The 21,575-nt window shown below is 72.7% G+C and carries 22 protein-coding genes; 14 read left to right on the top strand and 8 right to left on the bottom strand.

Features of this window, described 5'->3' with window-relative positions; translation table 11 throughout:
• The first annotated feature begins 20 nt into the window (after positions 1 to 20).
• Positions 21 to 464: a MarR family winged helix-turn-helix transcriptional regulator gene (locus AB0D74_RS00135; RefSeq protein WP_362578277.1), complete on the top strand. Its 444-nt coding sequence runs from the start codon at positions 21 to 23 to the stop codon at positions 462 to 464.
• On the opposite strand, the gene AB0D74_RS00140 is transcribed toward AB0D74_RS00135, so the two are convergent.
• On the bottom strand, positions 425 to 1,174 hold the full coding sequence (locus AB0D74_RS00140) for a GNAT family N-acetyltransferase (RefSeq protein WP_362578280.1): 750 nt from the start codon (positions 1,172 to 1,174) through the stop codon (positions 425 to 427). The two genes, AB0D74_RS00135 and AB0D74_RS00140, sit on opposite strands and share 40 nt — an antisense overlap.
• A complete protein-coding gene (locus AB0D74_RS00145; RefSeq protein ID WP_362578283.1) occupies positions 1,171 to 2,094 on the bottom strand; it encodes an NADP-dependent oxidoreductase in 924 nt (307 codons plus the stop codon). Before AB0D74_RS00145 ends, AB0D74_RS00140 begins: the two co-directional genes overlap by 4 nt.
• Positions 2,095 to 2,307: 213 nt before the next feature.
• Here AB0D74_RS00145 and AB0D74_RS00150 point away from each other — a divergent pair, with 213 nt between their 5' ends.
• The 6 genes from AB0D74_RS00150 (at position 2,308) to AB0D74_RS00175 (ending at position 7,496) form a co-directional block, all read left to right on the top strand.
• Positions 2,308 to 2,868, top strand: coding sequence for a YcxB family protein (locus AB0D74_RS00150; protein WP_362578286.1), 561 nt, complete (start codon positions 2,308 to 2,310; stop codon positions 2,866 to 2,868).
• Between the two features lie 191 nt (positions 2,869 to 3,059).
• Positions 3,060 to 3,647, top strand: coding sequence for a hypothetical protein (locus AB0D74_RS00155; protein WP_362578289.1), 588 nt, complete (start codon positions 3,060 to 3,062; stop codon positions 3,645 to 3,647).
• 324 nt (positions 3,648 to 3,971) lie between these two features.
• Complete coding sequence (locus AB0D74_RS00160; RefSeq protein ID WP_362578292.1) at positions 3,972 to 4,940, top strand: acetylxylan esterase; 969 nt, start codon at positions 3,972 to 3,974, stop codon at positions 4,938 to 4,940.
• A 13-nt stretch (positions 4,941 to 4,953) separates the two neighbouring features.
• Positions 4,954 to 5,358, top strand: coding sequence for a nuclear transport factor 2 family protein (locus tag AB0D74_RS00165; protein ID WP_362578295.1), 405 nt, complete (start codon positions 4,954 to 4,956; stop codon positions 5,356 to 5,358).
• An 89-nt stretch (positions 5,359 to 5,447) separates the two neighbouring features.
• A complete protein-coding gene (locus AB0D74_RS00170) occupies positions 5,448 to 6,632 on the top strand; it encodes a serine hydrolase domain-containing protein (RefSeq protein ID WP_362578298.1) in 1,185 nt (394 codons plus the stop codon).
• A gap of 120 nt (positions 6,633 to 6,752) precedes the next feature.
• The gene (locus tag AB0D74_RS00175) at positions 6,753 to 7,496 is read left to right on the top strand and encodes a GntR family transcriptional regulator (protein WP_362578301.1); all 744 of its coding nucleotides are present in this window, start codon (positions 6,753 to 6,755) and stop codon (positions 7,494 to 7,496) included.
• On the opposite strand, the gene AB0D74_RS00180 is transcribed toward AB0D74_RS00175, so the two are convergent.
• The 6 genes from AB0D74_RS00180 to AB0D74_RS00205 all read right to left on the bottom strand — a co-directional run bounded on the left by AB0D74_RS00180 (position 7,466) and on the right by AB0D74_RS00205 (position 14,468).
• Entirely contained in the window at positions 7,466 to 8,215 is a 750-nt protein-coding gene (locus tag AB0D74_RS00180) for a class I SAM-dependent methyltransferase (RefSeq protein WP_362578304.1), read from the bottom strand. The two genes, AB0D74_RS00175 and AB0D74_RS00180, sit on opposite strands and share 31 nt — an antisense overlap.
• A 68-nt stretch (positions 8,216 to 8,283) precedes the next feature.
• A complete protein-coding gene (locus AB0D74_RS00185; protein WP_362578307.1) occupies positions 8,284 to 10,191 on the bottom strand; it encodes a hypothetical protein in 1,908 nt (635 codons plus the stop codon).
• A 290-nt stretch (positions 10,192 to 10,481) separates the two neighbouring features.
• Complete coding sequence (locus AB0D74_RS00190) at positions 10,482 to 11,243, bottom strand: SDR family oxidoreductase (protein ID WP_362578310.1); 762 nt, start codon at positions 11,241 to 11,243, stop codon at positions 10,482 to 10,484.
• Positions 11,240 to 12,541: a histidinol dehydrogenase gene (gene hisD / locus AB0D74_RS00195; RefSeq protein ID WP_362578313.1), complete on the bottom strand. Its 1,302-nt coding sequence runs from the start codon at positions 12,539 to 12,541 to the stop codon at positions 11,240 to 11,242. The genes AB0D74_RS00190 and hisD overlap by 4 nt, the downstream gene beginning before the upstream one ends.
• 29 nt (positions 12,542 to 12,570) lie before the next feature.
• Positions 12,571 to 13,506 carry a VOC family protein gene (locus AB0D74_RS00200; protein ID WP_362578316.1) on the bottom strand — a complete coding sequence of 312 codons (936 nt, stop codon included), beginning with the start codon at positions 13,504 to 13,506 and terminating at the stop codon, positions 12,571 to 12,573.
• Positions 13,503 to 14,468: a fumarylacetoacetate hydrolase family protein gene (locus AB0D74_RS00205; RefSeq protein WP_362578319.1), complete on the bottom strand. Its 966-nt coding sequence runs from the start codon at positions 14,466 to 14,468 to the stop codon at positions 13,503 to 13,505. The genes AB0D74_RS00200 and AB0D74_RS00205 overlap by 4 nt, the downstream gene beginning before the upstream one ends.
• 253 nt (positions 14,469 to 14,721) lie before the next feature.
• On the opposite strand from AB0D74_RS00205, the gene AB0D74_RS00210 reads away from it, so the two are divergent.
• The 7 genes from AB0D74_RS00210 (at position 14,722) to AB0D74_RS00240 (ending at position 21,562) form a co-directional block, all read left to right on the top strand.
• Positions 14,722 to 15,027, top strand: a complete 306-nt coding sequence (locus AB0D74_RS00210; protein ID WP_362578322.1) for an antibiotic biosynthesis monooxygenase — start codon at positions 14,722 to 14,724, stop codon at positions 15,025 to 15,027.
• Between the two features lie 49 nt (positions 15,028 to 15,076).
• On the top strand, positions 15,077 to 16,201 hold the full coding sequence (locus tag AB0D74_RS00215) for an FAD-dependent monooxygenase (protein WP_362578325.1): 1,125 nt from the start codon (positions 15,077 to 15,079) through the stop codon (positions 16,199 to 16,201).
• On the top strand, positions 16,198 to 17,199 hold the full coding sequence (locus tag AB0D74_RS00220) for an amidohydrolase family protein (protein ID WP_362578328.1): 1,002 nt from the start codon (positions 16,198 to 16,200) through the stop codon (positions 17,197 to 17,199). The genes AB0D74_RS00215 and AB0D74_RS00220 overlap by 4 nt, the downstream gene beginning before the upstream one ends.
• On the top strand, positions 17,196 to 18,053 hold the full coding sequence (locus AB0D74_RS00225) for a cyclase family protein (protein WP_362578330.1): 858 nt from the start codon (positions 17,196 to 17,198) through the stop codon (positions 18,051 to 18,053). Before AB0D74_RS00220 ends, AB0D74_RS00225 begins: the two co-directional genes overlap by 4 nt.
• 7 nt (positions 18,054 to 18,060) lie before the next feature.
• Positions 18,061 to 19,431, top strand: a complete 1,371-nt coding sequence (locus tag AB0D74_RS00230; RefSeq protein WP_362578333.1) for an FAD-binding protein — start codon at positions 18,061 to 18,063, stop codon at positions 19,429 to 19,431.
• A 6-nt stretch (positions 19,432 to 19,437) separates the two neighbouring features.
• The gene (locus AB0D74_RS00235) at positions 19,438 to 20,394 is read left to right on the top strand and encodes a fumarylacetoacetate hydrolase family protein (protein ID WP_362578336.1); all 957 of its coding nucleotides are present in this window, start codon (positions 19,438 to 19,440) and stop codon (positions 20,392 to 20,394) included.
• 184 nt (positions 20,395 to 20,578) lie between these two features.
• Positions 20,579 to 21,562, top strand: coding sequence for a LysR family transcriptional regulator (locus AB0D74_RS00240; protein WP_362578338.1), 984 nt, complete (start codon positions 20,579 to 20,581; stop codon positions 21,560 to 21,562).
• The last annotated feature ends 13 nt before the right edge of the window (positions 21,563 to 21,575 follow it).

Raw genomic sequence — 21,575 nt, forward strand, 5'->3', positions numbered from 1 at the left:
ATCGTCGGAGGAGGTATTCCGTGACCACGGCGGAGACGGCAGTCGAGACCATCCAGCGCGAGATGACGGCGTTCGCGCGCCGGGCCCGGGCGTCGGCCGGGCGCATGCACCCCGAACTGTCGCTGGTGTCGTACACGCTGCTCGGACACCTGGAGGAGCGCGGCGGCTGCCGGGCCACCGACCTGGCCGCGCACTACGCGCTGGACAAGTCGACGGTCAGCCGGCAGGTGGCGGCGCTGGAGCGGGCGGGGCTGATCGAGCGCCGCCTGGACCCGGAGGACCACCGGGTCCAGGTGCTGCACCTGACGGAGGCGGGCGAGGAGATCCTGGCCCAGGTCACGCGGAGCCGCCGGGCCGCCTTCCAGGAGCGGCTCGCGGACTGGCCGGAGGCGGACCTGGTCAGGTTCGCCGGATACCTGGAGCGCTACAACGCCGGGACCCCGGCGGGCTCCGCGGACGACTGACCGAGCGGCTCCGGCACCCTGGCCGCGACGAAGGCGGTACGGCGGCGCAGGCGGAAGCCGAGCGACTCGTACAGCCGGATCGCGGTGGCGTTCTCGGCTCCGGTGTGCAGGAAGGGCGTCTCGCCGCGTTCCCGGATGCCGTACGCGACCGCGCGGATGAGCCGGGTCGCGAGGCCCTCACCGCGGTGGGCCGGGTCGGTGCAGACCGCGCTGATCTCGGTCCAGCCCGGCGGGTGCAGCCGCTCCCCCGCCATCGCGATCAGCCTGCCGTCGCGACGGATGCCCAGGTAGCTGCCGAGCTCGATGGTGCGGGGCAGGAAAGGGCCGGGGCGGGTGCGTTCGACCAGGTCGAGGATCTCGGGCACGTCGGCCGGTCCGAGCCGGACCGCGGCCGGCTCCGGGACGGCGTCCATGCCCTCGTCCACCAGCTGTACGCCCGCCACGTTCATCGTGAGCTGCCAGCCCTCCGGGAGCTCACCGCGGTAGCCGGGCAGCGGGACCTCCGCCCCGGGACCGGCCAGGGCGGCGAGGTCCGCCCAGTCGTCGGCGCCGGGGTCGTCGGGCAGCGCCAGCCACGGGGAGACGTCGACGGGGTAGCGCAGGATCCGCCCGCGCCGCTCGGCGAAGAGGGCGTGCGGGCCGGTGAGCGAGGCGCGGGCGGGGTTGTCCAGGACGTGCGGAGCGCCCTCACGGGGGTGCGGGACGCTCATCCGGCGACCTCGATCACGATCTTGCCCAGGGCGTGCCCGTCCTCGACGGCCCGCAGCGCCTCGTCGGCCCTGTCCAGCGGGAAGGTCCGCGAGACGTGCGGGTCGAGTTCGCCGGCCGCCACCAGCTCGGCCACCTCGTCCAGGACCGCGGCGGTGCGGGCGCGTTCCACCCGGGCCCCGCCCAGCGCGGCGACGGTCTCCGGCGGGGCGCCCGCGGTGATCAGCCTGGTGCGGTCGGCGAGCAGTCCTGCGGCCTCGGTGAGCACCTCCCCGCCGACCAGGTCGTAGACGCCGTCCACACCCTCGGGCGCGGCGGCCCGCACCCGGTCGGCCCACCCCGGGCCGGAGGGCACGTGCACGGCGCCCAGCGACTCGACGAAGTCCTTCTTGGCCTCGCTCGCCACACCGACCACCCGCAGGCCCCAGGCATGGGCGATCTGCAGGGCCGCCGCACCGACCCCGCCGCCCGCGCCGGTGACCAGGAGGGTGGCGCCCTCGGGCAGGTCGAGCTGGCGCACGCCGTCGTAGGCGGTGGCCGCGGCGACCGGCAGGGTGGCAGCGTCGGTGAAGGACAGCGTGGCGGGCTTGTGCGCCGTCACGGACGCCGTCAGCAGGGCGTACTCGGCGAACGCGCCGGCGGGCGTGTTGCCGAAGACCTCGTCGCCGGCCGCGAAGCCGGTGACGCCCTCGCCGGTCTCCTCGACCACACCGGCGGCCTCGCTGCCGAGGACGACCGGGAAGTGCGCCTCCCCCTCGCCCGGGCGGCGGAAACCGCCCCGCAGCTTCCAGTCGACGGGGTTGACCCCCGCCGCGCGGACCGCGATCAGCAGCTGACCGGGGCCGGGAACGGGCCGGTCCAGCTCGGCGAAGGCCTCGGTCTCGGGCCCGCCGTGCCTGGTGTAGACGTACGCCTTGGGCATCGTGTTTCCTCGCTCTCTGGTGCTGTCACCGGTGTCCGGGCAGCGGCACTCAGCGGCAAGGACGGGCGCGGAGCGGCTATTCCCGCACCCGCCGATCGTTCATACGGCCGCAATGATCGAGGTCTGACCTGGGCCCTTCAACGCCACGGAGCTCTCCCTTTCTCCGGCGCACGCCACTACGATGCGCGGGCTCGCACGTCCAGGGCAGGGGGGATGATGCAGCCGACGCTGACGCTGAGGTACGTCCCGGAGACCGACGACCTCGTCGAGTTACTGATGATCCACGCTCCCGCACTGCGGCGGGTGCGGAGGCGGGTGCTGGGCCAGGCGGTCGCCGTTCTCGTCATCCTGTGGGCCATGGTGCTGTGGCTGGCCGCCACCGGACGGGCCTGGCAGTGGTGGATTCCCGTCCTGCTGCTCGCGGTGGTGCTCGTCAACGACGTCGTCAGAGCCTTCGCCCGCACCACCCGGTGGAGCCTTCGCCGCAAGGCGCGTGCGGCCCCGCGGCGCTCACCGCGTATGCGGCTGCCGCACGAGGCGGAGATCGCACCGGAAGCCCTGACCATCCGCAGCGAGGGGCGAACCATCGCCTTCGCCTGGTCCCAGTTCGGTTCGTTCACGGAATCCGACAGGCAGTTCGTCCTCCTCGACCAGAGGGGCAGAGCCACCGCCCTCCTGCCCAAACGCGGCCTGTCCGGTACGGAACTCGTCCCGGTCTGCCGCGACCTCCTCACCGGGTACATCACGGACGCCTCCGCCCGGCCCGACGCCTGACCGGCGCCCGGCCGGGGCGCGCGGCGGAACCTGTGCTTCAGCCGCTGCCGCGTCCGGGCCCGCCGGAGGGAGCGAGGTACTCCGTACGGGGTACCAGTCCCGTGTGGACGCTCGCATGCGAGCGGGGGCACGCTGGGAGCTGCGGACCGGCTGTCCGGCCCTCCGGCTCTTGTGGCGGCGAGGAGGTCGACATGCGTACCCGGGTGCGTGGCTGGCGCTGGCGGCAGAACCCGCTGCGGCGCAAGTCCGACATGGTGGAGGCGTGGATCGCGCTGGCCGTCGCGGTCCTGCTGTGCGTGGGAGCGCCCCTGGTGGGTGCGGTGGCGGGGCTCTGGGCCCATGAGCAGGCGCGGGCGGTGGCGGTCGTGGAGCGGGCCGAACGGCACATGGTGCGGGCCGAGGTCGTCGGCGGCGCCCCGGAGCAGCTGCCGTCGGTGCAGGGCGGCGACGGGGCGCACGCCTACCAGACGAATGTCCGCTGGACCGTCCCCGGCGAGGGGACCAAGACCGCGCTGGCCCGGGTGCCGGCGGGAACCCGGACCGGTGACGTGGTGGACGTGTGGTTCGACCGGCAGGGGCACGGGGTCGCACCGCCGCCCGACGACATCGCCGTCTGGCAGCACACGGTCACCGTGGGCCTGTGCGGGGCGGGCGCCGCGGCGGCCGTGGTGCTGCTCGGCCATGGCATCGTGCGCCGGGTGGCGCTGCGCCACCGGCTCACCGAGTGGGAACAGGAGTGGGCACGCACCGGCCCGGACTGGACCCGGGGCCGCACCTGACGCCCCTGACGGGCCCGCCGTGTCCGACCCGACCACCCGCGCGTCCACCCCTGTCGTCCACGCCCGCCCCTCGGACCCGACGCCCACCGCTACGACTGAGCCCCAGGTGCCCGAGGTGACCCGACCACCCACCGCAGCCGCCCGGCCCTCCGGGACCTTCCGCTCGCCGTCCACCGCCGGCAGTCCGACCCCCTGACCAGCAGATCCGCAGCCGCCGGCAGAGGCATGTCGCAATTTTCGGAGTCCACAGAGGCCTGGCGATTCGTCGGACCATCCACGTACGGTGTGATCATCCGCACCTCCCCTTCTCCAAGGCGGTTGTTGATGGCCCTGTTCGACCTCCCCCTCGACGAGCTCCGGGAACACCGCAGTACGTCGGTGGCGCCCGACGACTTCGACGCCTTCTGGTCCAGGACGCTCCAGGAGTCGCGCGAGCACGATCTCGACGCACGTTTCGAGCCGGTCGACGCCGGGCTGTCCACGGTCGACGTCTACGACGTGACGTTCGCCGGGTTCGGCGGGCACCCGGTCCGGGGCTGGCTGCGGCTGCCGGCCGGCACCACCGAACCGCTGCCGCTGGTCGTGGAGTTCGTCGGGTACGGCGGCGGGCGCGGGCTGGCGCACGAGAACCTGCTCTGGGCGTCGACGGGACGGGCCCACTTCACGATGGACACCCGCGGCCAGGGCAGCGCCTGGGGCGGCGGAGGCGGCACCGCGGACCCGGTGGGCGGTGCGCCGGCGTACCCCGGGTTCATGACCCGGGGCATCGACGCGCCCGAGAACTACTACTACCGGCGGGTCTTCACGGACGCGGTCCGCGCGGTGGAGGCGGCCCGCTCGCACCCGCTGACCGACGCGACGCGGACCGTGGCGCTCGGCGCCAGCCAGGGCGGCGGGATCACCCTCGCGGTCGGCGGTCTGGTCCCGGACCTGGTGGCGGTCGCGCCGGACGTGCCGTTCCTCTGCGACTTCCCGCGTGCCGTCACCCTGACGGACCGTCACCCGTACCGGGAGATCGCCCTGTTCCTCAAGACCCACCGCGGTCGCTCGGCGGACGTGCAGCGCACCCTCTCCTACTTCGACGGGGTGCACTTCGCGGCGCGCGGCCGGGCCCCGGCGCTGTTCTCGGCGGCCCTGGAGGACCAGACCTGTCCGCCCTCCACGGTCTACGCGGCCTTCAACTCCTGGGCGCACGAGGACAAGGCGATCGAGGTGTACGACTTCAACGACCACGAGGGCGGCGGCCCGTACCACGAGGCGGCGAAGGCGCGCTGGCTGCGCTCGTACGTCTGAGGAGGCGGCGGAGTTGGACACACGGGAGGCCGCCGAGCGGTTCGTCCGGGTCTGGGAGCGGGGCTGGGCCGCGCACGACGTGGACGCGCTGCTCGCCCTGTACGCCGAGGACTGCGTGCACCGCTCGATGCCGTTCCGCGCCCCGCACCGGGGCCGGAAGGAACTCTCCGCCTATCTGCGCTGGTCGTTCGAGGCGGAGCGGGTGACGGACGTCCGCTTCTCGGCGCCGCTGGTGGGCCCGGACGGGGTCGCGGCGGCGGAGTTCCTGGTGCGGTCGGAGGAAGGGGGCACGGCGGGCACGCTGGCGGGGTGCGTGTTCGTGCGCTTCGACCCGCGGGGCCTCGCGGTGGAGTCCCGCGACTACTGGCACACCGCGGAGGGGCACCAGGAGCCGGCCGGGGGACTCTTCCTGCTCTGACCTTCCTCCCGGTCCGACCAGTCGGTATGTTCGGGGTGCCCGGGGCGCAGCGTCGCGGTCCGGGTTTTCCGGCGTACGACGGAGGCCGCATGTCCGAGCACGAGCGACAGCCACAGGCAGAGGCAGAGGTCCACGGCCACTGTGATCCGCGTTTCGCCGCGGTGCGGGAGGCGTTCGAGGAGAACTTCCGGGACCGGGAGGAGCTGGGCGCCGCCGTCGCGGTGACGGTCGGCGGCGAGACGGTGGTGGACCTGTGGGGTGGCTGGGCCGATCCGGCGCACAACCGGCCGTGGCAGCGGGACACCGTGGTCAACGTGTGGTCCACCACCAAGGGCCCGGTGGCGCTGTGCGCGCACATCCTGGCCGACCGGGGGCTGCTCGACCTCGACGCGCCGGTGGCGGAGTACTGGCCCGAGTTCGCGGCGGCCGGGAAGGACGGGGTCCTGGTCCGCCACCTGCTCTCGCACCGGGCCGGGCTGTCCGGGCTGCGCGAGCCGCACTCGCTCCAGGACCTGTGCGACTGGGAGCTGACGACCGCGCGGCTGGCGGCGACGGAGCCGTGGTGGGAGCCGGGAACCAGGTCCGGGTACCACGCGCTGACCTTCGGCTTCCTGGTCGGCGAGGTGGTGCGGCGGGTGTCGGGGCTGCTGCCGGGGGCGTTCCTGGAGCGGGAGGTCACCGGGCCGCTGGGGATCGACTTCACGGTCGGGCTGCCGGAGAAGGAGTCCGGGCGGGCGGCGGAGCTGATGCATCCCCGGGTCGTGTCGGACAGCGAACAGGCCGCGATCTTCAGCCAGTTGGCGCCGGCCGCCGTCGCCGCCCTGGCCAACCCGGGCGTGGGCGCGGGCGCGGCGAACACCCCCGAGTGGCGGGCGGCCGAGATCCCGGCGGCCAACGGGCACGGCACCGCCCGGGCGGTCGCGGCGCTGTACGGTGTGTTCGCCGGCGGGGGCGAGTACGGCGGCCTGCGGGTGCTGTCGCCGGCGGCGGCCGAGCGGGTGCGGGAGGGCCAGGGCAGCTGCCGTGACCTGGTGCTGGGGGCGGGTTTCGAGCACGAGACCGAGATCGGGCTCGGACTCTGGCTGAGCGGGCCGAACGGCTCGTACGGGCCGAACCCGCGGGCCTTCGGGCACGACGGGTTCGGTGGCTCCTGCGGGTTGGCCGACCCGGAAGCGGGGGTCTCCCTCGGCTACGTCATGAACCGCATGGGGCCGCGGATCGCGGACGACCCGCGGAAGACCGCCCTGGTCAAGGCCGTTTACGCGAGTCTGTGAGGCCCGCACGGTTTCGGCCGAACCCGGCTGCCGCTCTTCCCTGATGGTTTAGACCAATGCTAGATGTGGTCGCGGAACGAACCCGCACGGCTACGTCTTGTCACCCTCAGGAGGAGCGGCATGGCCCGCACCACCCCCCACCATCACTCCGAGAGCGAAGGGCAGCCCCTGTACTGGCGGATCGCGACACAACTCCTCGGCGAACTGCGGGACGGCACCCTGCCGCCCGGGGAACGGCTGCCGGCGGAACGGCAGTTGGCGCGGCACTTCGGGGTCAGCCGGGAGACCGTCCGGCAGGCGCTGGAGGTGCTGCGGCACAGCGGACTGGTGGCCACGGACCGGCGGGGCAGTCACGCGACGCTGCACGGCCGGCCGGTGCAGAGCCCGGTCTCGCTGGCCTTCCCGGTGGGCGCCGGGCCCACGGAGCACGGGGCGGTCGACCGGGCCACGGTGACCTGGGAGGAGCCCTCGCCCGAGCACGCGGCGGCGCTCGGGCTGGCCCCGCACCGGCCGACCCTGGTGCACCGCTACGAGTCCGCCTCGCCCGACGGACACACCCTGCGCACCGCCGTGACCTCCTTCTCCACGGTGGCCCTGACCGAGGTCGAGGAGCTGGGCCGGTACCGGGACCGGGCCGACGGCTGCACCGCCGCGCAGCTGCGCCGGGCCTACGACTGGATGCGCAAGGCGGGCCTCACCCTGCACCACCGGGACTCCATCACCCAGGTCGCGGACGCGTCCTCGGTGCGGGTGACCCGCCGGGTGCACGACCAGTACGCCCGCCCGCTGGAGATCACCGACCTGGTCGTGGACGCCCAGCAGGACGCGCTGGTCTACGAGTTCACGGTGCCGGCCGCGGGCTGACCGCGCCGGGCCACGACCAGCCGGGCGCGCGGGCTGCCGTCGTCGCGCTCCCCGAACCCGGGCAGCGGGTACAGCTCCGTGCCGAACCCCGTCCGCGCCAACTCGTCCAGTACGCCGCCGAGCCGGAAGGCCCGGTAGTACATGACGAACGGCGGTCGCCACAGGGCGTTGCGGACCCGCATCACGGCGTCGAAGCCCAGCAGCATCCAGAACCCGGGGCTGGTGGGCCGCGGCGGCGCGAGCACCGGGAAGGCGAAGGTGCCGCCCGGCCGCAGCACCCCGTGGACCTGGTCGAAGAGGCCGGGCAGCTCCCGGGGCAGGAAGTGCCCGAACGCCCCGAAGCTGACGACCAGGTCGAAGCCTGGCCCGAACGGCAGGGCCCGGGCGTCGCCGCGCACGTAGGTGACGGCCGGGCCCTCGGGCGGGGGCTGCCGGCGGGCGATCTCCAGCATGCCGGCGCTGAAGTCGACCCCGGTGACGCTGTGCCGGCACACCTGGGCCAGCACCGCGGTACCGGCTCCCGTCCCGCAGCACAGGTCGAGACCGTCCTCGAACGGGCCGAGCGGGGTGAGCGCCTTCGCGACCGCGTCGAGGATCGAGTCGGGTGTCCGGAAGGGGGTGTGGTCGAACTTCGGGGCCAGCAGGTCGTAGCCGCGCTCGACCGAGGACAGCGCCTGGACGGTGAGTTCACGCAGGCTCGGGCCTTCGGGGCTGAACATCCGGCCAGCTTACGGGAGCGGACGGCGCGGGCGCGGCCCGTCGGGGGACGCGCCCGCGCCGTCCGGTGTCACACCACCGTGAGCGTGAGGGCGCCCGTGTAGGCGGAGCCCGCGGTGATCGCCGTCTCGGTGCCGTCGACCGTCAGCTTCACGGACCTGCCGCGCGGCGCCCGCACGGCGGCGTCGGCGGCGAGGGTGAGGCTGGTCAGGTACGACGTCCCGGTGACCGTCCAGGTGGAGCCGCTGTTCAGCTTGACGACCACGCCGTTGTTGACGGCGGCCTGCGCGGTGTTGGTGACGATGCCCAGCTCGTAGAAGGTGGACGAGTCGATCGAGGACACCCGGTGCTTGGCCTTGGTCGCCGAGATGACGCCCTCGACGCCGGAGCCCTCGAAGGTGAGGACCATGTTCTTGCCGCCCCGCATGCCGTTGTAGAAGTCGCCCTTCACCTTGATGGAGCTGAAGGTGGCGGCGCCGTCGGTGGAGTGGACGGCGGTGACGTCGAAGGAGGAGTTCTTCACCGGGTCGGTGGTGGGCTCGGTGTAGACGCCGATGTTCATCATCTTGCCGTTGACGGGGACCGGGCCCGGGTCGTCCAGCTCGATCATCTGGAGGATGACGCCGTCGCGCGGGTTGAGCCGGGCGCCCTGCGAGCCGTCCACCGAGATGGTCGTCTGCTGGCCCTTGTTGAGGAAGGTGGCCCGCTCGGAGTTGATGACCGTGCCGCCGTCCAGGGTGAGTTGGCCGGCGCCGAAGAACATGTAGCCGAAGTGGCCGGAGTTGACCACCGTGCTGCGCTCCGGGATGCTCCGCAACTCGCCGTTGGACAGGCCGAGTTCCAGCTCGGTGTTGAGGGCGGCGACAGCGGCGCGGGTGCTGTCGCCGTAGTGCACCACGGCGGCGGGCCCGGCGATGATCGTCGCGTAGGAGCCGACGTCGAAGCGGGAGCCGAGGACGCGGACGGTGGCGTCGCCGATGGCGTAGGTGCCGTAGCCGTAGTCGCCGGTGTTGCCGACGTGGCTGTTGATCGCGGTCAGCTTCAGGCCGCTGCCGCCCTCGACCGACAGCGCGCCCCAGGTCTCGGAGAACACGGTCGAGTTGAGGTAGGTGGCGACGCTGCCCGCGCCGATCAGGTTGGTGGCGCGGACGTTGCCGTCCAGGCCCAGCATCCAGGGCACCGACTCCATGTAGGGGGTCTCGACGGTGGCCTGGTAGTCGGCGGGCAGGACGCCGTTGCGGGCGCGCAGGAAGGAGTCCTTGACGAGGACGTTGGCACCGCCGTCGGCGATGACGGTGGTGCGGACGACGCCCTTGTTGCTGATCCGGGCGCCGTCCACGACCAGCTTGGTCGCGGAGCCGTCGCCGACCACGGCCGCGCCGTACCCGGCGAAGTCGGAGCGGCCGTTGCCGTCGAGGGTGATGGCCGGGTTCTGGAGGGTGTAGCTGCCGCTCTCGACGTAGACGCCGTTGAAGCACTCGCCGGTGGAGGCGATCGACACGTTCCGGGCGGCGGTGTCGGTGACCTTGCCGCCGCGGACGGCGGAGAGCACGGACTTCGCGGAGTCGACCCCGTCCGAGCCGACGTAGAGGGCCTGCCGGAACGGGAAGGTCAGGGTCTGGTAGGTGACGTCGTTGGCCTCGGCGACCGTGAGGACGACGTCACCGCGGTAGGTGCCGGCCTGGATGAGGGTCCCGGTGGCGCCGGTCGCGGTGAGCAGCTGGCCGGTCTCCACGCCGTCGACGGTGAGGCTGATGTCGTACCCGTCCGGGGCGACGATCTTGCCGCCGTCGCCCACGGTCAACCGGCTCACCCGGGTGGTGGCGGCGAGTTCGTAGGTCTCCCCCGCGGCGACGGAGATCGTCCTGCCCGCCGCCTTCGGCGCGGCGGTGGCGGTGCCGGAGGCGACCGGGACGAGCACGGCCGCTGCCGTGGCGGAACCGGCGATCAGGAACGAGCGTCGGGTTGTCAGCGTCATTGCAGGCCTTTCCACGGGTGGAATGCGCGGGTGCGTCATCGCGCAGAGTTACGAGTCGCCCGCCGAAACCAGGGCGACGAAAGCACCTGAGGTGTGCAGGTGGGAGTGAATCAGCCCTGGGAAACCCGGGACAGGCATTGCACACACGCATCCCGGAACCCGATGCCTCGGATCGGGCCGCCGAGTTCATGGCGCTCACACAGAGTGGCCACAGCCCGGGGTGGCGGGCACACATGCCGGCGAGGCGGACGGCCTGTACGCCGTCCACCTCGCCGAACCCGGGCAGGTGCCTACGCCGGGGCGATCATCCCCGCCGACAGGTCGATGTCCGCCCCGCAGAGTCCCGACATCGCCAGCATGGCGACCAGGGCCCGCGCGACCTCGTCCTCCTCCACCAGCCGGCCGAGCGCGGCCCGGGAGGCGAAGTCCCGTTCCGCCTCCTCGACGGTGCAGCCGGTGAGTTCGGCGGTGAGCCGGAAGTTGCGGTCCATGCGGGGTCCCCGGACCGGGCCCGGGGAGAGGGAGTTGACCGCGACACCGTGCGGGCCCACCTCGCCCGCCAGCGTCCGGGTGAGGCCGATCAGCGCCATCTTGGAGGCCGTGTACGGCGTGCGGTTGAGCAGCGGCCGTTTGCCGCTGACCGAGGCCACGTTGACGATGTCGCCCCGGCCGGCGGCGAGCATGGCCGGCAGGAAGGCCCGGCACATGAGGTAGACGCCGCGTACGTTGGCGGCGAACACGTTGTCCCACTCGTCGGGTTCGATGTCGACGAGGGGCCGCACCGGTCCCGCGACACCGGCGTTGTTGACGAGCAACGACACGTCCTCGTCGGCGAGTCCGGCGGCCAGCGCGCGCACGGAGCCGGGGTCGGAGACGTCGCACACGGCCGTGCGGGCCGCCTCGCCGACCTTGGCCGCCGCCTCCGTGAGGGCCTGCTCGTTCCGGCCGACCAGGACCACCCGGGCCCCGGCGTCGGCGAGCGCCAGCGCGAAGGCCCGGCCGAGCGGTCCTCCCCCGCCGGTGACCAGGGCCGTACGGCCGTCCAGGCTCACGCTTCGTTCCACGGCAGCGCGTCGCCGGCGGCCTTCGCGGCGCGTACGTCGCCCGAGCGGGCGTGGCCCTCGAACAGCTCGACCCGGGAGGCACGTCCGCACAGCCGGCCGAGCAGGGCCTGCGAGGCGGTGTCGGTGACTTCCTGGTAGGTGACCGTCTTGAGGTACTTCCCCACCCACAGTCCGCCGGTGTAGCGGGCGGCACCACGTGTGGGCAGCACATGGTTGGTGCCGATGACCTTGTCGCCGAACGACACACAGGTGCCCTCGCCGAGGAACAGCGCGCCGTACTGGGTCATCCGCTCCAGGGCGAGGCGCGGTTCGGCGGTCAGCACCTCGACGTGCTCGAAGGCGAACGCGTCGGCGAGTTCGTACAGTTCGTCGGTGGAGCCGACGACGTGCACCTGGCCGTGGTCGCGCCAGGCGGGTTCCGCGTAGTCGCGGGTGGGCATGGTGGGCAGGATCCGCTCGACCTCGGCGAGGGTCCGCTCGGCGACCTCGCGGGAGGTGGTGATGAGGACGGCCGGGGAGTCCGGGCCGTGCTCGGCCTGGGAGAGCAGGTCGACCGCGCAGACGAACGGGTCGGCCCGGTCGTCGGCGAGGACCAGGATCTCGGTCGGTCCGGCGAACAGGTCGATGCCGATCTCGCCGAACAGCTGGCGCTTGGCCTCGGCGACATAGGCGTTGCCGGGGCCCGCGATCAGGTTGACCGGCTCCATCGTGTCGGTGCCGACGGCCATCGCGGCGACCGCCTGGACGCCGCCGAGCAGCCAGATCTCGTCGGCGCCGGCCAGGTGCATGGCGGCGACGGTGGCGGCGGGGATCTCGCCGCGGATCGGCGGGGTGCAGGCGACCACACGCGGCACGCCCGCCACCTTGGCGGTGACGATGGTCATGTGGGCGGAGGCGGTCAGCGGGTAACGGCCGCCGGGGATGTAGGCGCCGGCCGCCTGCACGGGGATGTGCTTCTGGCCGAGCCGCACGCCCGGCAGCGTCTCCACCTCGAACTCGCCCATCGAGTCGAGCTGGCGGCGGGCGAAGGTGCGGACCTGCTCCTGGACGAAGGTGATGTCGTCGATGACCTGCCGGGGCACCGAGGCGACGATCTTCTCGACCTCCTCCGCGCTCAGCCGGAAGGAGTCGGGGCTCCACTTGTCGAACTTCTCGGAGTACTCGCGGACGGCCGCGTCACCGCGCTCGCGGATGTCCGCGATGACACCGGTCACCGTCTCACGCACCTGATCGAGGGAGGCGGCCACCTCGGCCCGGGGCACGGCGTGCTTCAGGATCTCTGCCACGACTGCGGCCTTTCTCGGAAGGGTCGGGGTTACACCGGGGGCGCTTCGAAGAGCACGTCGGGATCGTTGAACTGCTCCTTGGCGACCGACTCGCTCATCGGGTCGGCGGTCCCCCACTGGTCCTGGGTGATCGGGTCGTCCACGTCGTGCCGGCCGGGGTGCCACAGGTCCTCTTCGAGGACGGCGAGCTCGGTGGTGTACTCGACGGTGTTGCCGTGCGGGTCGTGGAAGTAGGAGAAGGTGTTGTCGCCCGCCAGGTGCCGTCCCGGGCCCCAGGTGAGCCGGGTCCCGGCGCGCAGCGCACGTCCGGTGCCGCGCATGTACTCCTCCACCCCCCGCATCTCGAACGAGGCGTGGTGCAGCGACACATGGGGGCCGCGCGCGATGGCGAAGGAGTGGTGCAGCGGGCTGCACCGCAGGAAGTACATGAGGTCACCCATGTGCGTGGAGTACAGGGTGTCGGTGAGCCGGAAGCCCAGGTTCTGGATGTAGAAGTCCCGCAGCCCCTCGGGGTCCTGGGAGTTGACCACACAGTGCGAGAGCCGTACCGGGACGGCCTCGCGCTCCTCGATCTTGCGGTGGGTGCGGGTCGCCACGTCCGCGGAGACCTCGACGACCCGTCCGTCGGGGTCGAAGAAGCGCAGCCCGTAGCCGCCGCCGGGGGTGTCCAGGGCCCGGGGCTCGTGGACGATCCGTACCCCGGCCCGGCCCAGCCGCACCGCGAGTTCGTCGACGGCCGCCGGGGAGACCGCGCCGAAGGCGACGAGGTCCATCCGCTTCCGCTCGTCCTCGCGGATGCGGACGATGTACTGCTCGGGGCTGCCCTCGGCGGCGAAGAACGCGATGCCGCTGTCGTTCGCGACCTCGGTCAGGCCCCAGGTGGTGCCGTAGAAGGCCCGCTGGGTGGCGAAGTCCGGTACGGCCAGGTCGACATGGCGCAGATGGGTGATGGGCTGGAAGCTCATGTGTGGCTCCTGACGGTGTTGCGCTGGTGGCCGAGGCCGGTGATCTCCGCGTCGATCACGTCGCCGGGCCGGAGGAAGACCCCCCAGTGCGCGCCGTTGCCGGCCGGGGAGCCGGTGAGCAGCAGGTCGCCGGGGCGCAGGGTGGTGGTCGTGGAGGCGTAGGCGATCAGCCGGGGAATGTCGAAGATCATGTCCTTGGTGGACTCGTCCTGCCGGACCACCCCGTTGTGCCGCAGTGTGATCCGCAGGTCGCCCGGGTCGCCGACGAAGTCGGCGGGGACGAGGAACGGCCCGGTCGGCAGGAAGGTGTCGGCGTTCTTCGCGGTGAACCAGTCGGTGCCGATGGCCTTCAGGTCGGGCCGGTAGAGCCGGTCGCGGGTGGTGAGGTCGTTGCTGATCGTGTAGCCGGCGACGTGCGACATGGCCTCCGCGGCCGGGATGTCCTTGCCCGCCTTGCCGATGACCAGGGCGAGTTCGAGCTCCCAGTCGTGCTGTTCGCCGAGCGCGGGCAGCACGACGTCGTCGTAGGGCCCGCACAGGGCGCGCGGGGAGCCGAGGAAGAGGTACGGGACGCCGCCGCGGATCCGCTCGTCCATCATCTTCTCGGCGTCGGCGCGGGCCTCCTCGGGGGTGGCGCCGTGCACGCTCTCCTTCTCGGCGGCGACCAGGTCGACCACGTGCTTGCGGTAGTTGGCGCCGCTCTGCAGGATCTGGCCCGGTTCGATCGGGGTCAGGACCCGCAGGTCCGCCAGGTCGCGCCAGTCGCCGTCGGTGGTGGCGGCCAGCTCGTGCAGCCGGGGCAGCCAGGTGTCCCAGTCCTCGACCAGCGCGCGTACCGAGGCCACCAGGCCGGTCAGGTCACGGACCCGGGTGCCTGCGACCAGTCCGGGGAAGGCGGCTGCGCCGTCGCTGAAGGTGCCGAGCGCGAAGGGTCCGGCGTGGGAGGGGGAAGGTTCGGGCACGGGCGGCTCTCCTCGTACGGGTGGGGGCTCGCCTTCGACGCTAGGCATCGCGCCCGTTCGGCGGAAATGGCCGTTCACGATGGCTGCCATCACCGCCGCACCCGGCCTCCGCCTGCGCCGATGTGCGGGCGGGCCGGCCGGACCGCCATCGCCGTCGGGGATGGATGACGTCCCCCTTGTCGATGCCTCGATCCGTTGACCCTGCACCTACCGCCGATCAGGCTCGATGCCACCCCGAACCGAGGAGCGCACCGTGGTTGTCGAGCACGCCGAGCTGACCGTCGAGGAAGGCCGGGAAGCGGAATTCGAGGAGGTCTTCGGCAAGGCCCGCGAGGTGCTCGCCGAGGCGGACGGCTTCCGCTGGGCCGAGCTGCTGCGCGGCGAGGAACGGCCGCGGACGTTCCTGCTGCTCGTCGGCTGGGAGTCGGTCGAGGCGCACACGGTCGGCTTCCGGGAGTCGGAGCGGTTCGCCCGCTGGCGGGCCCTGGTCGGCCCGTTCTTCGCCGCCCCGCCGGCCGTGGAGCACTACCGCGAGCTGGGCCCCCGCTTCACCGGCTGAAAGCCGCTGCCCCCCACCGTCTGTCTTTCTACTTTCGCAAGGATCGCCCATGCCCGTGAACAAGGTGCTCGTCGTCGGCGGCGGCATCACCGGAAGCGTGCTCTGTCTCGCCCTCGCCCAGCGCGGGGTCGAGGTCGAGCTCGTCGAGGTCTCGCCCCAGTGGTTCGGGGTGGGCCATGGCATCACCATCCAGGGCAACGCGCTCAAGGCGCTGCGTTCGGTCGGCGTGCTGGACCGGGTGCTGGCCCGGGCGGTGCCGTTCGACCTGATGCGGCTGCGCCGGGCGGACGGCGGTCTGATCACCGAGCTGGAGACCCCGCACACCGGTGGCGCCGACCTGCCGTCCACGGCGGGCGCGCTCCGCTCGGACCTGCAGAACGCGCTGTGCGACGCGGTGCACGCGCACGGCGTCACGGTCCGTCTGGGCCTGAGCGTGCGCGCGCTCGACCAGTCCGCCGGCCATGTCGACGTGACCTTCACGGACGGCTCCGCCGGCCGCTACGACCTGGTGGTCGGCGCGGACGGCATCAACTCGGCGATGCGCGCGCTCATCGGTATCCCGGCGAGGCCGCGCCCCGTCGGGATGTCGATCTTCCGGGTGGTGGCCCGGCGCCCCGCCGAGATGGACTGCGCCGAGGTGTACTACGGCGGTCCGCGCTACAAGGCCGGCTACAGCCCGATCTCCGAGGACCAGTGCTACGCCTACCTCCTCGACGAGAACCTGGACGCCTCCCTGATCGGACCGCGCGCCTCGCTGGACCTGCTGCGCGAGCGCGGGGCCGGGTACGGCGGCACCTGGGGGAAGATCCTCGCCTCGCTGCCGGACGACACGGCGGTGGACTACCGCTGGATCGAGGCGGTGCTGGTCGACGAGGACTGGCACCGGGGCCGGGCCATGGTGATCGGCGACGCGGCGCACGCCTGCCCGCCGCTGATCGCGCAGGGTGCCGCGATGTGCATGGAGGACGCGGTGCTGCTGGCCGAGCTGGTCACGGCCGACGAGCCGGTGGACCGGGCCCTTGAGCGCTTCATGGCCCGGCGGCTGCCCCGCGTCCGCATGGTGCTGGACAACTCGCTCCAGCTCGCCGAGTGGGAGATCCACCCGGACACCCCGGGCGCCGACCCGGCCCGGATCATGTCCGAGACGCTCTCCTCCCTGACGGTGGCCGCATGAGCACGCCCGTCGTCGACTGCCACGGGCATCTCGCGGTCCCCGAGGCCGACGCCCTGGTGGCCGGTACCGCGGGCTTCGCGGCCGAGCTGGCGGCCGAGCAGCGCGCCCACTCCCTCGAGTCACTGGCCGCCAACCGGGCCCAGCTCCAGCGCCTGGCCGCGAAGCTGACGGACGTCGGCGCCCGGCTCGCCGACCTGGACGCGATGGGCGTCGACCTCCAGGTGGTCGGCCCGATGCCCATGCACCACTACTGGGCCGGCCCCGGCCTCGCGGTGCGGCTGGCCCGTACCGTGAACGAGGCGGTGGCCGCGCACTGCGCCGCCGCGCCCGGCCGGCTGTACGGCCTCGGCACGGTACCGCTGCAGCACCCGGACCTCGCGGTCGCCCTGCTGGACAACGCGGTCACCGAGCTGGGCCTGTACGGCATCAGCGTCTCCACCACCGTCGAGGGCCGCGAGCTGGCCGATCCCGCGCACGACGACGTCTGGCTGAAGGCCGAGGAGCTGGGCGCGGTCGTCTTCGTCCATCCCTGGGGCTGCTCGCTCGGCGAGCGGCTCGCCTCGAACTACCTCGGCAACACGGTGGGCCAGCCCACCGAGACCGCGATCGCGCTCTCCCACCTGATCTTCACGGGGGTCCTGGACAGGTTCCCGCGCCTGAAGCTGGTGGCCGCGCACGGCGGCGGCTATCTGCCGACGTACATCGGCCGCTCCGACCACGCCTGGCGGGTACGGCCGGACGCGCGCGGCTGTGCCGAGCCGCCCAGTTCCTATCTGCGGCGGATGTGGTTCGACGCCCTCGTCTACACCCCGCGCGCGCTGCGCCATCTGGTCGAGGAGGTGGGCGCGGACCGGGTGGTGCTCGGTACCGACCACCCCTTCGACATGGGGGTGAGCGACCCGGTGGCCCGCCTGGACGCGGCCGGCCTCGACCCGGCCGAGCGGGCCGCGATCGCCGGGGGCAACGCGCTGGACCTGCTGAAAGGACACACCCGATGATCCTGGGGCCCGTCGAGGAAGAGCTGGCCAAGGCCCGCGCCGCCTACCGCAACCGGGGGCGCTGGGGCGAGGACGACGTGCTGGGCACGCTCAACTTCGTCGACGACGCGATCCGCGCGCACGCGGCGGGTCTCGTCCGGCGCGGCCGAGCGTTCTCACTGGCCCAAGGGCCCCAAGGACCCGAGGGAACCGACGGGTCCGGCCCCCGAGCCGCGACCCGCTGGCGCGGTCTGGGCCTCGGCCCCGGCAACGAGCGCGCACGGCACGGCGGTTCGCGCACCGCCGCCTCCGGCGACGGTGACGCCGTGACCGGCGTCGGCCACCTGGCCGGCGCCTGCACCGGCCGCGGGGTGCTGCTCGACGTCGGCCGGGCGGTCGGCGACGCACGGGGGGAACTCCCCGACGGCTTCCCGATCCTGGAGGAGCATCTGCGGGACACCGCCGAGGCGCAGGGCGCCACCTCCAGTGTGCGCCGGGGCGACATCGTTCTCGTCCGCACCGGACAGCTCGGCCGGGTACGGCGGATCGGCGCATGGGACCGGTACGTGTCCGGAGCCGCGCCCGGCCTGTCCTTCACCACCCTCGGCTGGCTGCACCGCACGGAGGCCGCGGCCGTCGCCACCGACACGTTCGGCATCGAAGTGCGGCCGTGCGAGTTCGCCGAGCCGGTGGTGTCGCCCCTGCACCGGATAGCCGTCCCCCACATGGGTCTGCCGCTGGGCGAGATGTGGGACCTGGAGACGCTTGCGGAGGACTGTTCGGCCGACGGTGTCTACGAGTTCCTGCTGGTCGCGGCACCCTTGCCGGTGACCGGCCCGGTCGGTGCCCCCGTCAACCCCATCGCAGTCAAGTGAGCCGCCCGTGAACACGAACCGTTTCTCCGGCACCCTCCACCTCCCCGGTGACGAGGGCTTCGAGGAGGCCGTGTACGGCAGGGTCTTCAACGCCCGCCGCCCGGCCGACCGCGTCCCCGCCGCCGTTCTCGGGGCGGTCACCGAACAGGATGTCGTCGAGGGTGTGCGGCTCGCCCTGGAGCGTGGCTGGCAGGTCGCGGTCCGCTCCGGCGGGCACAGCTGGGCCGCCTGGTCGGTGCGCCGGGACGCGCTGCTGATCGACCTGGGCGGCTTCCGCGAGATGGCGTACGACGAGACGACCGGGATCGTGACGGCCACCCCCAGCGTCAAGGGCGGCGACGAACTCAACCCGTATCTGGGTGGGTTCGGGCGCTTCTTCAACGGCGGGCACTGTCCGTCCGTCGGTATCGGCGGCTTCCTGCTCCAGGGCGGGCAGGGCTGGAACGCGCGGGGCTGGGGCTGGGCGGCCGAGAACGTCGTGGCGATCGACGTCGTCACGGCGGACGGCGAGCTGGTCCGGGCCGACGAGAGCGAGCACAGCGACCTGTTCTGGGCGGCGCGCGGGGCGGGCCCCGGCTTCTTCGGTGTCGTCACCCGCTTCCACCTGCGCACCCGGCCCCTGCCCCGGCATCTCGCGCACACCGTGCACGCCTACCCGCTCGACCTCTTCGACGAGGTCATGACCTGGCTGCACGACGTCCACCACACGGTCTCCGACCTGGTCGAGATCGTCGCCCTCACCCAGACCCCGCCCGACCTGGACGGACCGGTGCTGCTGGTCACGGGCGTCGCGATGACGGACACCGCTCAGGAGGCCGCCGAGGCGCTCGCGCCCCTGCACGCCAATCCGTACGCGGACCGGGCCCTGTTCCGTGTCGAGGCGCAACCCACCACCCTCGCCGAGCAGTTGGCGGGCCAGCGCGTCGCCAACCCGGAGGGCCACCGCTACTTCGTGGACAACGCCTGGCTGACCGGCAGTGCCGAGGAGGTCGTCCCGGCGATCCGCAAGGCGTTCACCGAGCACCCGACCCGGCAGACCTTCACCATCTGGTTCTCCATGGCGCCGCTGCGGCAACTCCCCGACATGGCCTTCTCGTTGCAGTCGGAGATCTACTGCGCGAGCTACGTCGTCCACGACGACGTAGCGCGGGACGCGGAGCTGCGCGGCTGGCTGGACGAGGCGATGGCGGCGATGCAGCCGGTGACCGCGGGCCAGTACCTCGGCGACTCCGACTTCACGGTGCGGCAGCTGCGGTTCATGGGGGACGAGCAGTGGCGGCGGCTGAACGGGATCCGGGCCGCCCGTGACCCCAAGGGCGTGTTCGCCGGCCATCTGAGCGCGGGGACCGTCACCAACACCAACCACTGGGAGAGTTGAGCAGCGATGCGTTTCGCGACATACGAGTACGACGGCGAGGAGCGCGCCGGTGTGGTGCGGGACGGGGTGATCCACCCGCTGCCCGAAGGGGTGGGCGTCCTGACGCTGGTCGAGGCGGGTGTGCTGTACGCGGCCGGCGTCGAGGCCCTGGACGCACCTGGTGAGCTGACGGTCGACCAGGTGCGGTTGCTGCCGCCGCTGAAGCCGCCGTCCATCCGGGACTTCGTCGGGTTCGAGGCGCACATCGAGGGCGTGTCGAAGTCGCTGGACGGCCTGGAGCACGTCCCGGAGGAGTGGTACCGGGCGCCCAACTTCTACTTCACCAACCCGCACGCCGCCTACGGCGCCCGCGACGACGTGCCGGTGCCGGCGGGCTGCTCGGTGCTGGACTTCGAGCTGGAGGTCGGCGCGGTGATCGGCCGCAGCGGCCGGGACCTCGGCCCGGAGCAGGCGCGGGACCACATCATCGGCTACCTGGTCTTCAACGACTGGTCGGCCCGGGATCTGCAGAAGCCGGAGAAGAACCTCGGACTGGGCTTCTCCAAGGGCAAGGACTTCGCCAACACGCTCGGCCCCTACCTGGTCACCGCCGACGAGGTCGAGGACCGGCGCGATGCGGACGGGTTCCTGGACCTGGAGATGACGGTCACCCTGAACGGGGAGCTGATCGGCCGGGACACCCTCGCCAACGTCTCCTGGACCTTCGAGGAGATGATCGCCTACGCCAGCCGGGACGCCTGGGTGCGCCCCGGTGACATCCTCGGCTCGGGGACCTGCGGCTGGGGCTCGCTGGCCGAGTTCTGGGGGCGGCTCGGGGAGCGCACCCCGCCCCCGCTGCGGCCCGGCGACGAGGTGATGCTGACCGTCGAGGGGCTGGGCACGGTGGCCAACCGGATCGTGCCCGGACGCACGGACGCGTATCTTCCGCGGGCCCGCAAGCGGGGCCGCACCCCGCGCCCCTAGCACCGGAAGCTGTGGGGGGCCTGTGGTGCGCGCAGACCCCCCACCTGGGGGTATCCGGTGCCGGGATGGCTGGCATCGCATCTTGCCGAGAGTCGCCCCGACCCCCTTCCTCGACGGCCGTCCGCTGGTTAACCTCGCGTTTCACCGAAGCTTCAAGGACGTGGCCGGCCGGAAGGGGACACTCGTGGGTCTCGGAGCGATCGATCTCAATCTTCTGGTGGCACTGGAAGCGCTCCTGGAGGAGAAGAACGTCACCCACGCCGGGGTACGGCTGTCCACCAGCCAGTCCGCGATGAGCGGCTCGCTGGCCCGGCTGCGCCGGCACTTCAACGACGAGCTGCTGATCCGGGTGGGCCGCGAGTACGAGCTGACGCCGCTGGCGGAGCGGCTGCTGCCGGTCGTCCAGGGCTCGCTGCAGAAGGCCGAGGAGGCTCTGTCGCTGACCCGGCACTTCGACCCGGCCCGCAGCCGTCAGCGGTTCTCCGTGGTCATGTCGGACTACGTGATGACGGTGTTCGTGGAGCCGCTGCTGCGGGTCATCGCGGCCGAGGCGCCGGGCGTGCGGATCGACTTCCATCCGATCGTCGACGGGCAGCTGGAGACGGAGACGCACCTGCGCTGCCACGACCTGATGATCGTCCCGCTCGGCTACCAGCTCCCCGGGGTCAGCGAGGCCGTGATGCACGACCGGTTCGTGTGCATCGTCGACCCGGGCAACCCGCGCCTGGTGGACGGCCGGCTCACCCTCCGCGACCTCGCCGAGATGCCGCACGCGTCCTGCGCCATCGGCAAGAGCCACACGCCCGCCGAGCGCCAGCTGGAGACCCTCGGGATCACCCCGAAGGTGCAGGTCAGCACGCCCGGCTTCAGTGTGCTGCCGTTCCTGGTGAGCGGTACGGACCTGGTGGCGATGGTCCCGGAGCGGCTGGCGCGGCGCTACGAGGGCTTCGCGCGCTGTGCGGTCGTACAGGCGCCGTTCCCGGACGTGCCGCTGGTGGAGGCCATGTACTGGCACCACAACCGGCACGCGGACCCAGCGCACCGCTGGCTGCGGGACACGGTCCGCAGGGTCGGGGCGGCGCTGGGCGAGGAGGCGCCGCCGGAGATCGCCGAGGCGGATGCCACCCATCCCGAGAGCGCGTTTCCGGAGCTGTCCGCGGCTTCCTAGCGTGGACGGGAGG

Origin of the sequence: Streptomyces sp. NPDC048278 (assembly GCF_040652195.1) — a bacterium.
Lineage (GTDB): Bacteria > Actinomycetota > Actinomycetes > Streptomycetales > Streptomycetaceae > Streptomyces.

Excerpts from the sequence above, each read along its gene's own strand:
- AB0D74_RS00140 (WP_362578280.1), bottom strand. The coding sequence starts at position 1,174 with ATGAGCGTCCCGCACCCCCGTGAGGGCGCTCCGCACGTCCTGGACAAC.
- AB0D74_RS00145 (WP_362578283.1), bottom strand. The coding sequence starts at position 2,094 with ATGCCCAAGGCGTACGTCTACACCAGGCACGGCGGGCCCGAGACCGAG.
- AB0D74_RS00150 (WP_362578286.1), top strand. The coding sequence starts at position 2,308 with ATGATGCAGCCGACGCTGACGCTGAGGTACGTCCCGGAGACCGACGAC.
- AB0D74_RS00155 (WP_362578289.1), top strand. The coding sequence starts at position 3,060 with ATGCGTACCCGGGTGCGTGGCTGGCGCTGGCGGCAGAACCCGCTGCGG.
- AB0D74_RS00160 (WP_362578292.1), top strand. The coding sequence starts at position 3,972 with ATGGCCCTGTTCGACCTCCCCCTCGACGAGCTCCGGGAACACCGCAGT.
- AB0D74_RS00170 (WP_362578298.1), top strand. The coding sequence starts at position 5,448 with ATGTCCGAGCACGAGCGACAGCCACAGGCAGAGGCAGAGGTCCACGGC.
- AB0D74_RS00175 (WP_362578301.1), top strand. The coding sequence starts at position 6,753 with ATGGCCCGCACCACCCCCCACCATCACTCCGAGAGCGAAGGGCAGCCC.
- AB0D74_RS00180 (WP_362578304.1), bottom strand. The coding sequence starts at position 8,215 with ATGTTCAGCCCCGAAGGCCCGAGCCTGCGTGAACTCACCGTCCAGGCG.
- AB0D74_RS00185 (WP_362578307.1), bottom strand. The coding sequence starts at position 10,191 with ATGACGCTGACAACCCGACGCTCGTTCCTGATCGCCGGTTCCGCCACG.
- AB0D74_RS00200 (WP_362578316.1), bottom strand. The coding sequence starts at position 13,506 with ATGAGCTTCCAGCCCATCACCCATCTGCGCCATGTCGACCTGGCCGTA.
- AB0D74_RS00215 (WP_362578325.1), top strand. The coding sequence starts at position 15,077 with ATGCCCGTGAACAAGGTGCTCGTCGTCGGCGGCGGCATCACCGGAAGC.
- AB0D74_RS00220 (WP_362578328.1), top strand. The coding sequence starts at position 16,198 with ATGAGCACGCCCGTCGTCGACTGCCACGGGCATCTCGCGGTCCCCGAG.
- AB0D74_RS00225 (WP_362578330.1), top strand. The coding sequence starts at position 17,196 with ATGATCCTGGGGCCCGTCGAGGAAGAGCTGGCCAAGGCCCGCGCCGCC.
- AB0D74_RS00235 (WP_362578336.1), top strand. The coding sequence starts at position 19,438 with ATGCGTTTCGCGACATACGAGTACGACGGCGAGGAGCGCGCCGGTGTG.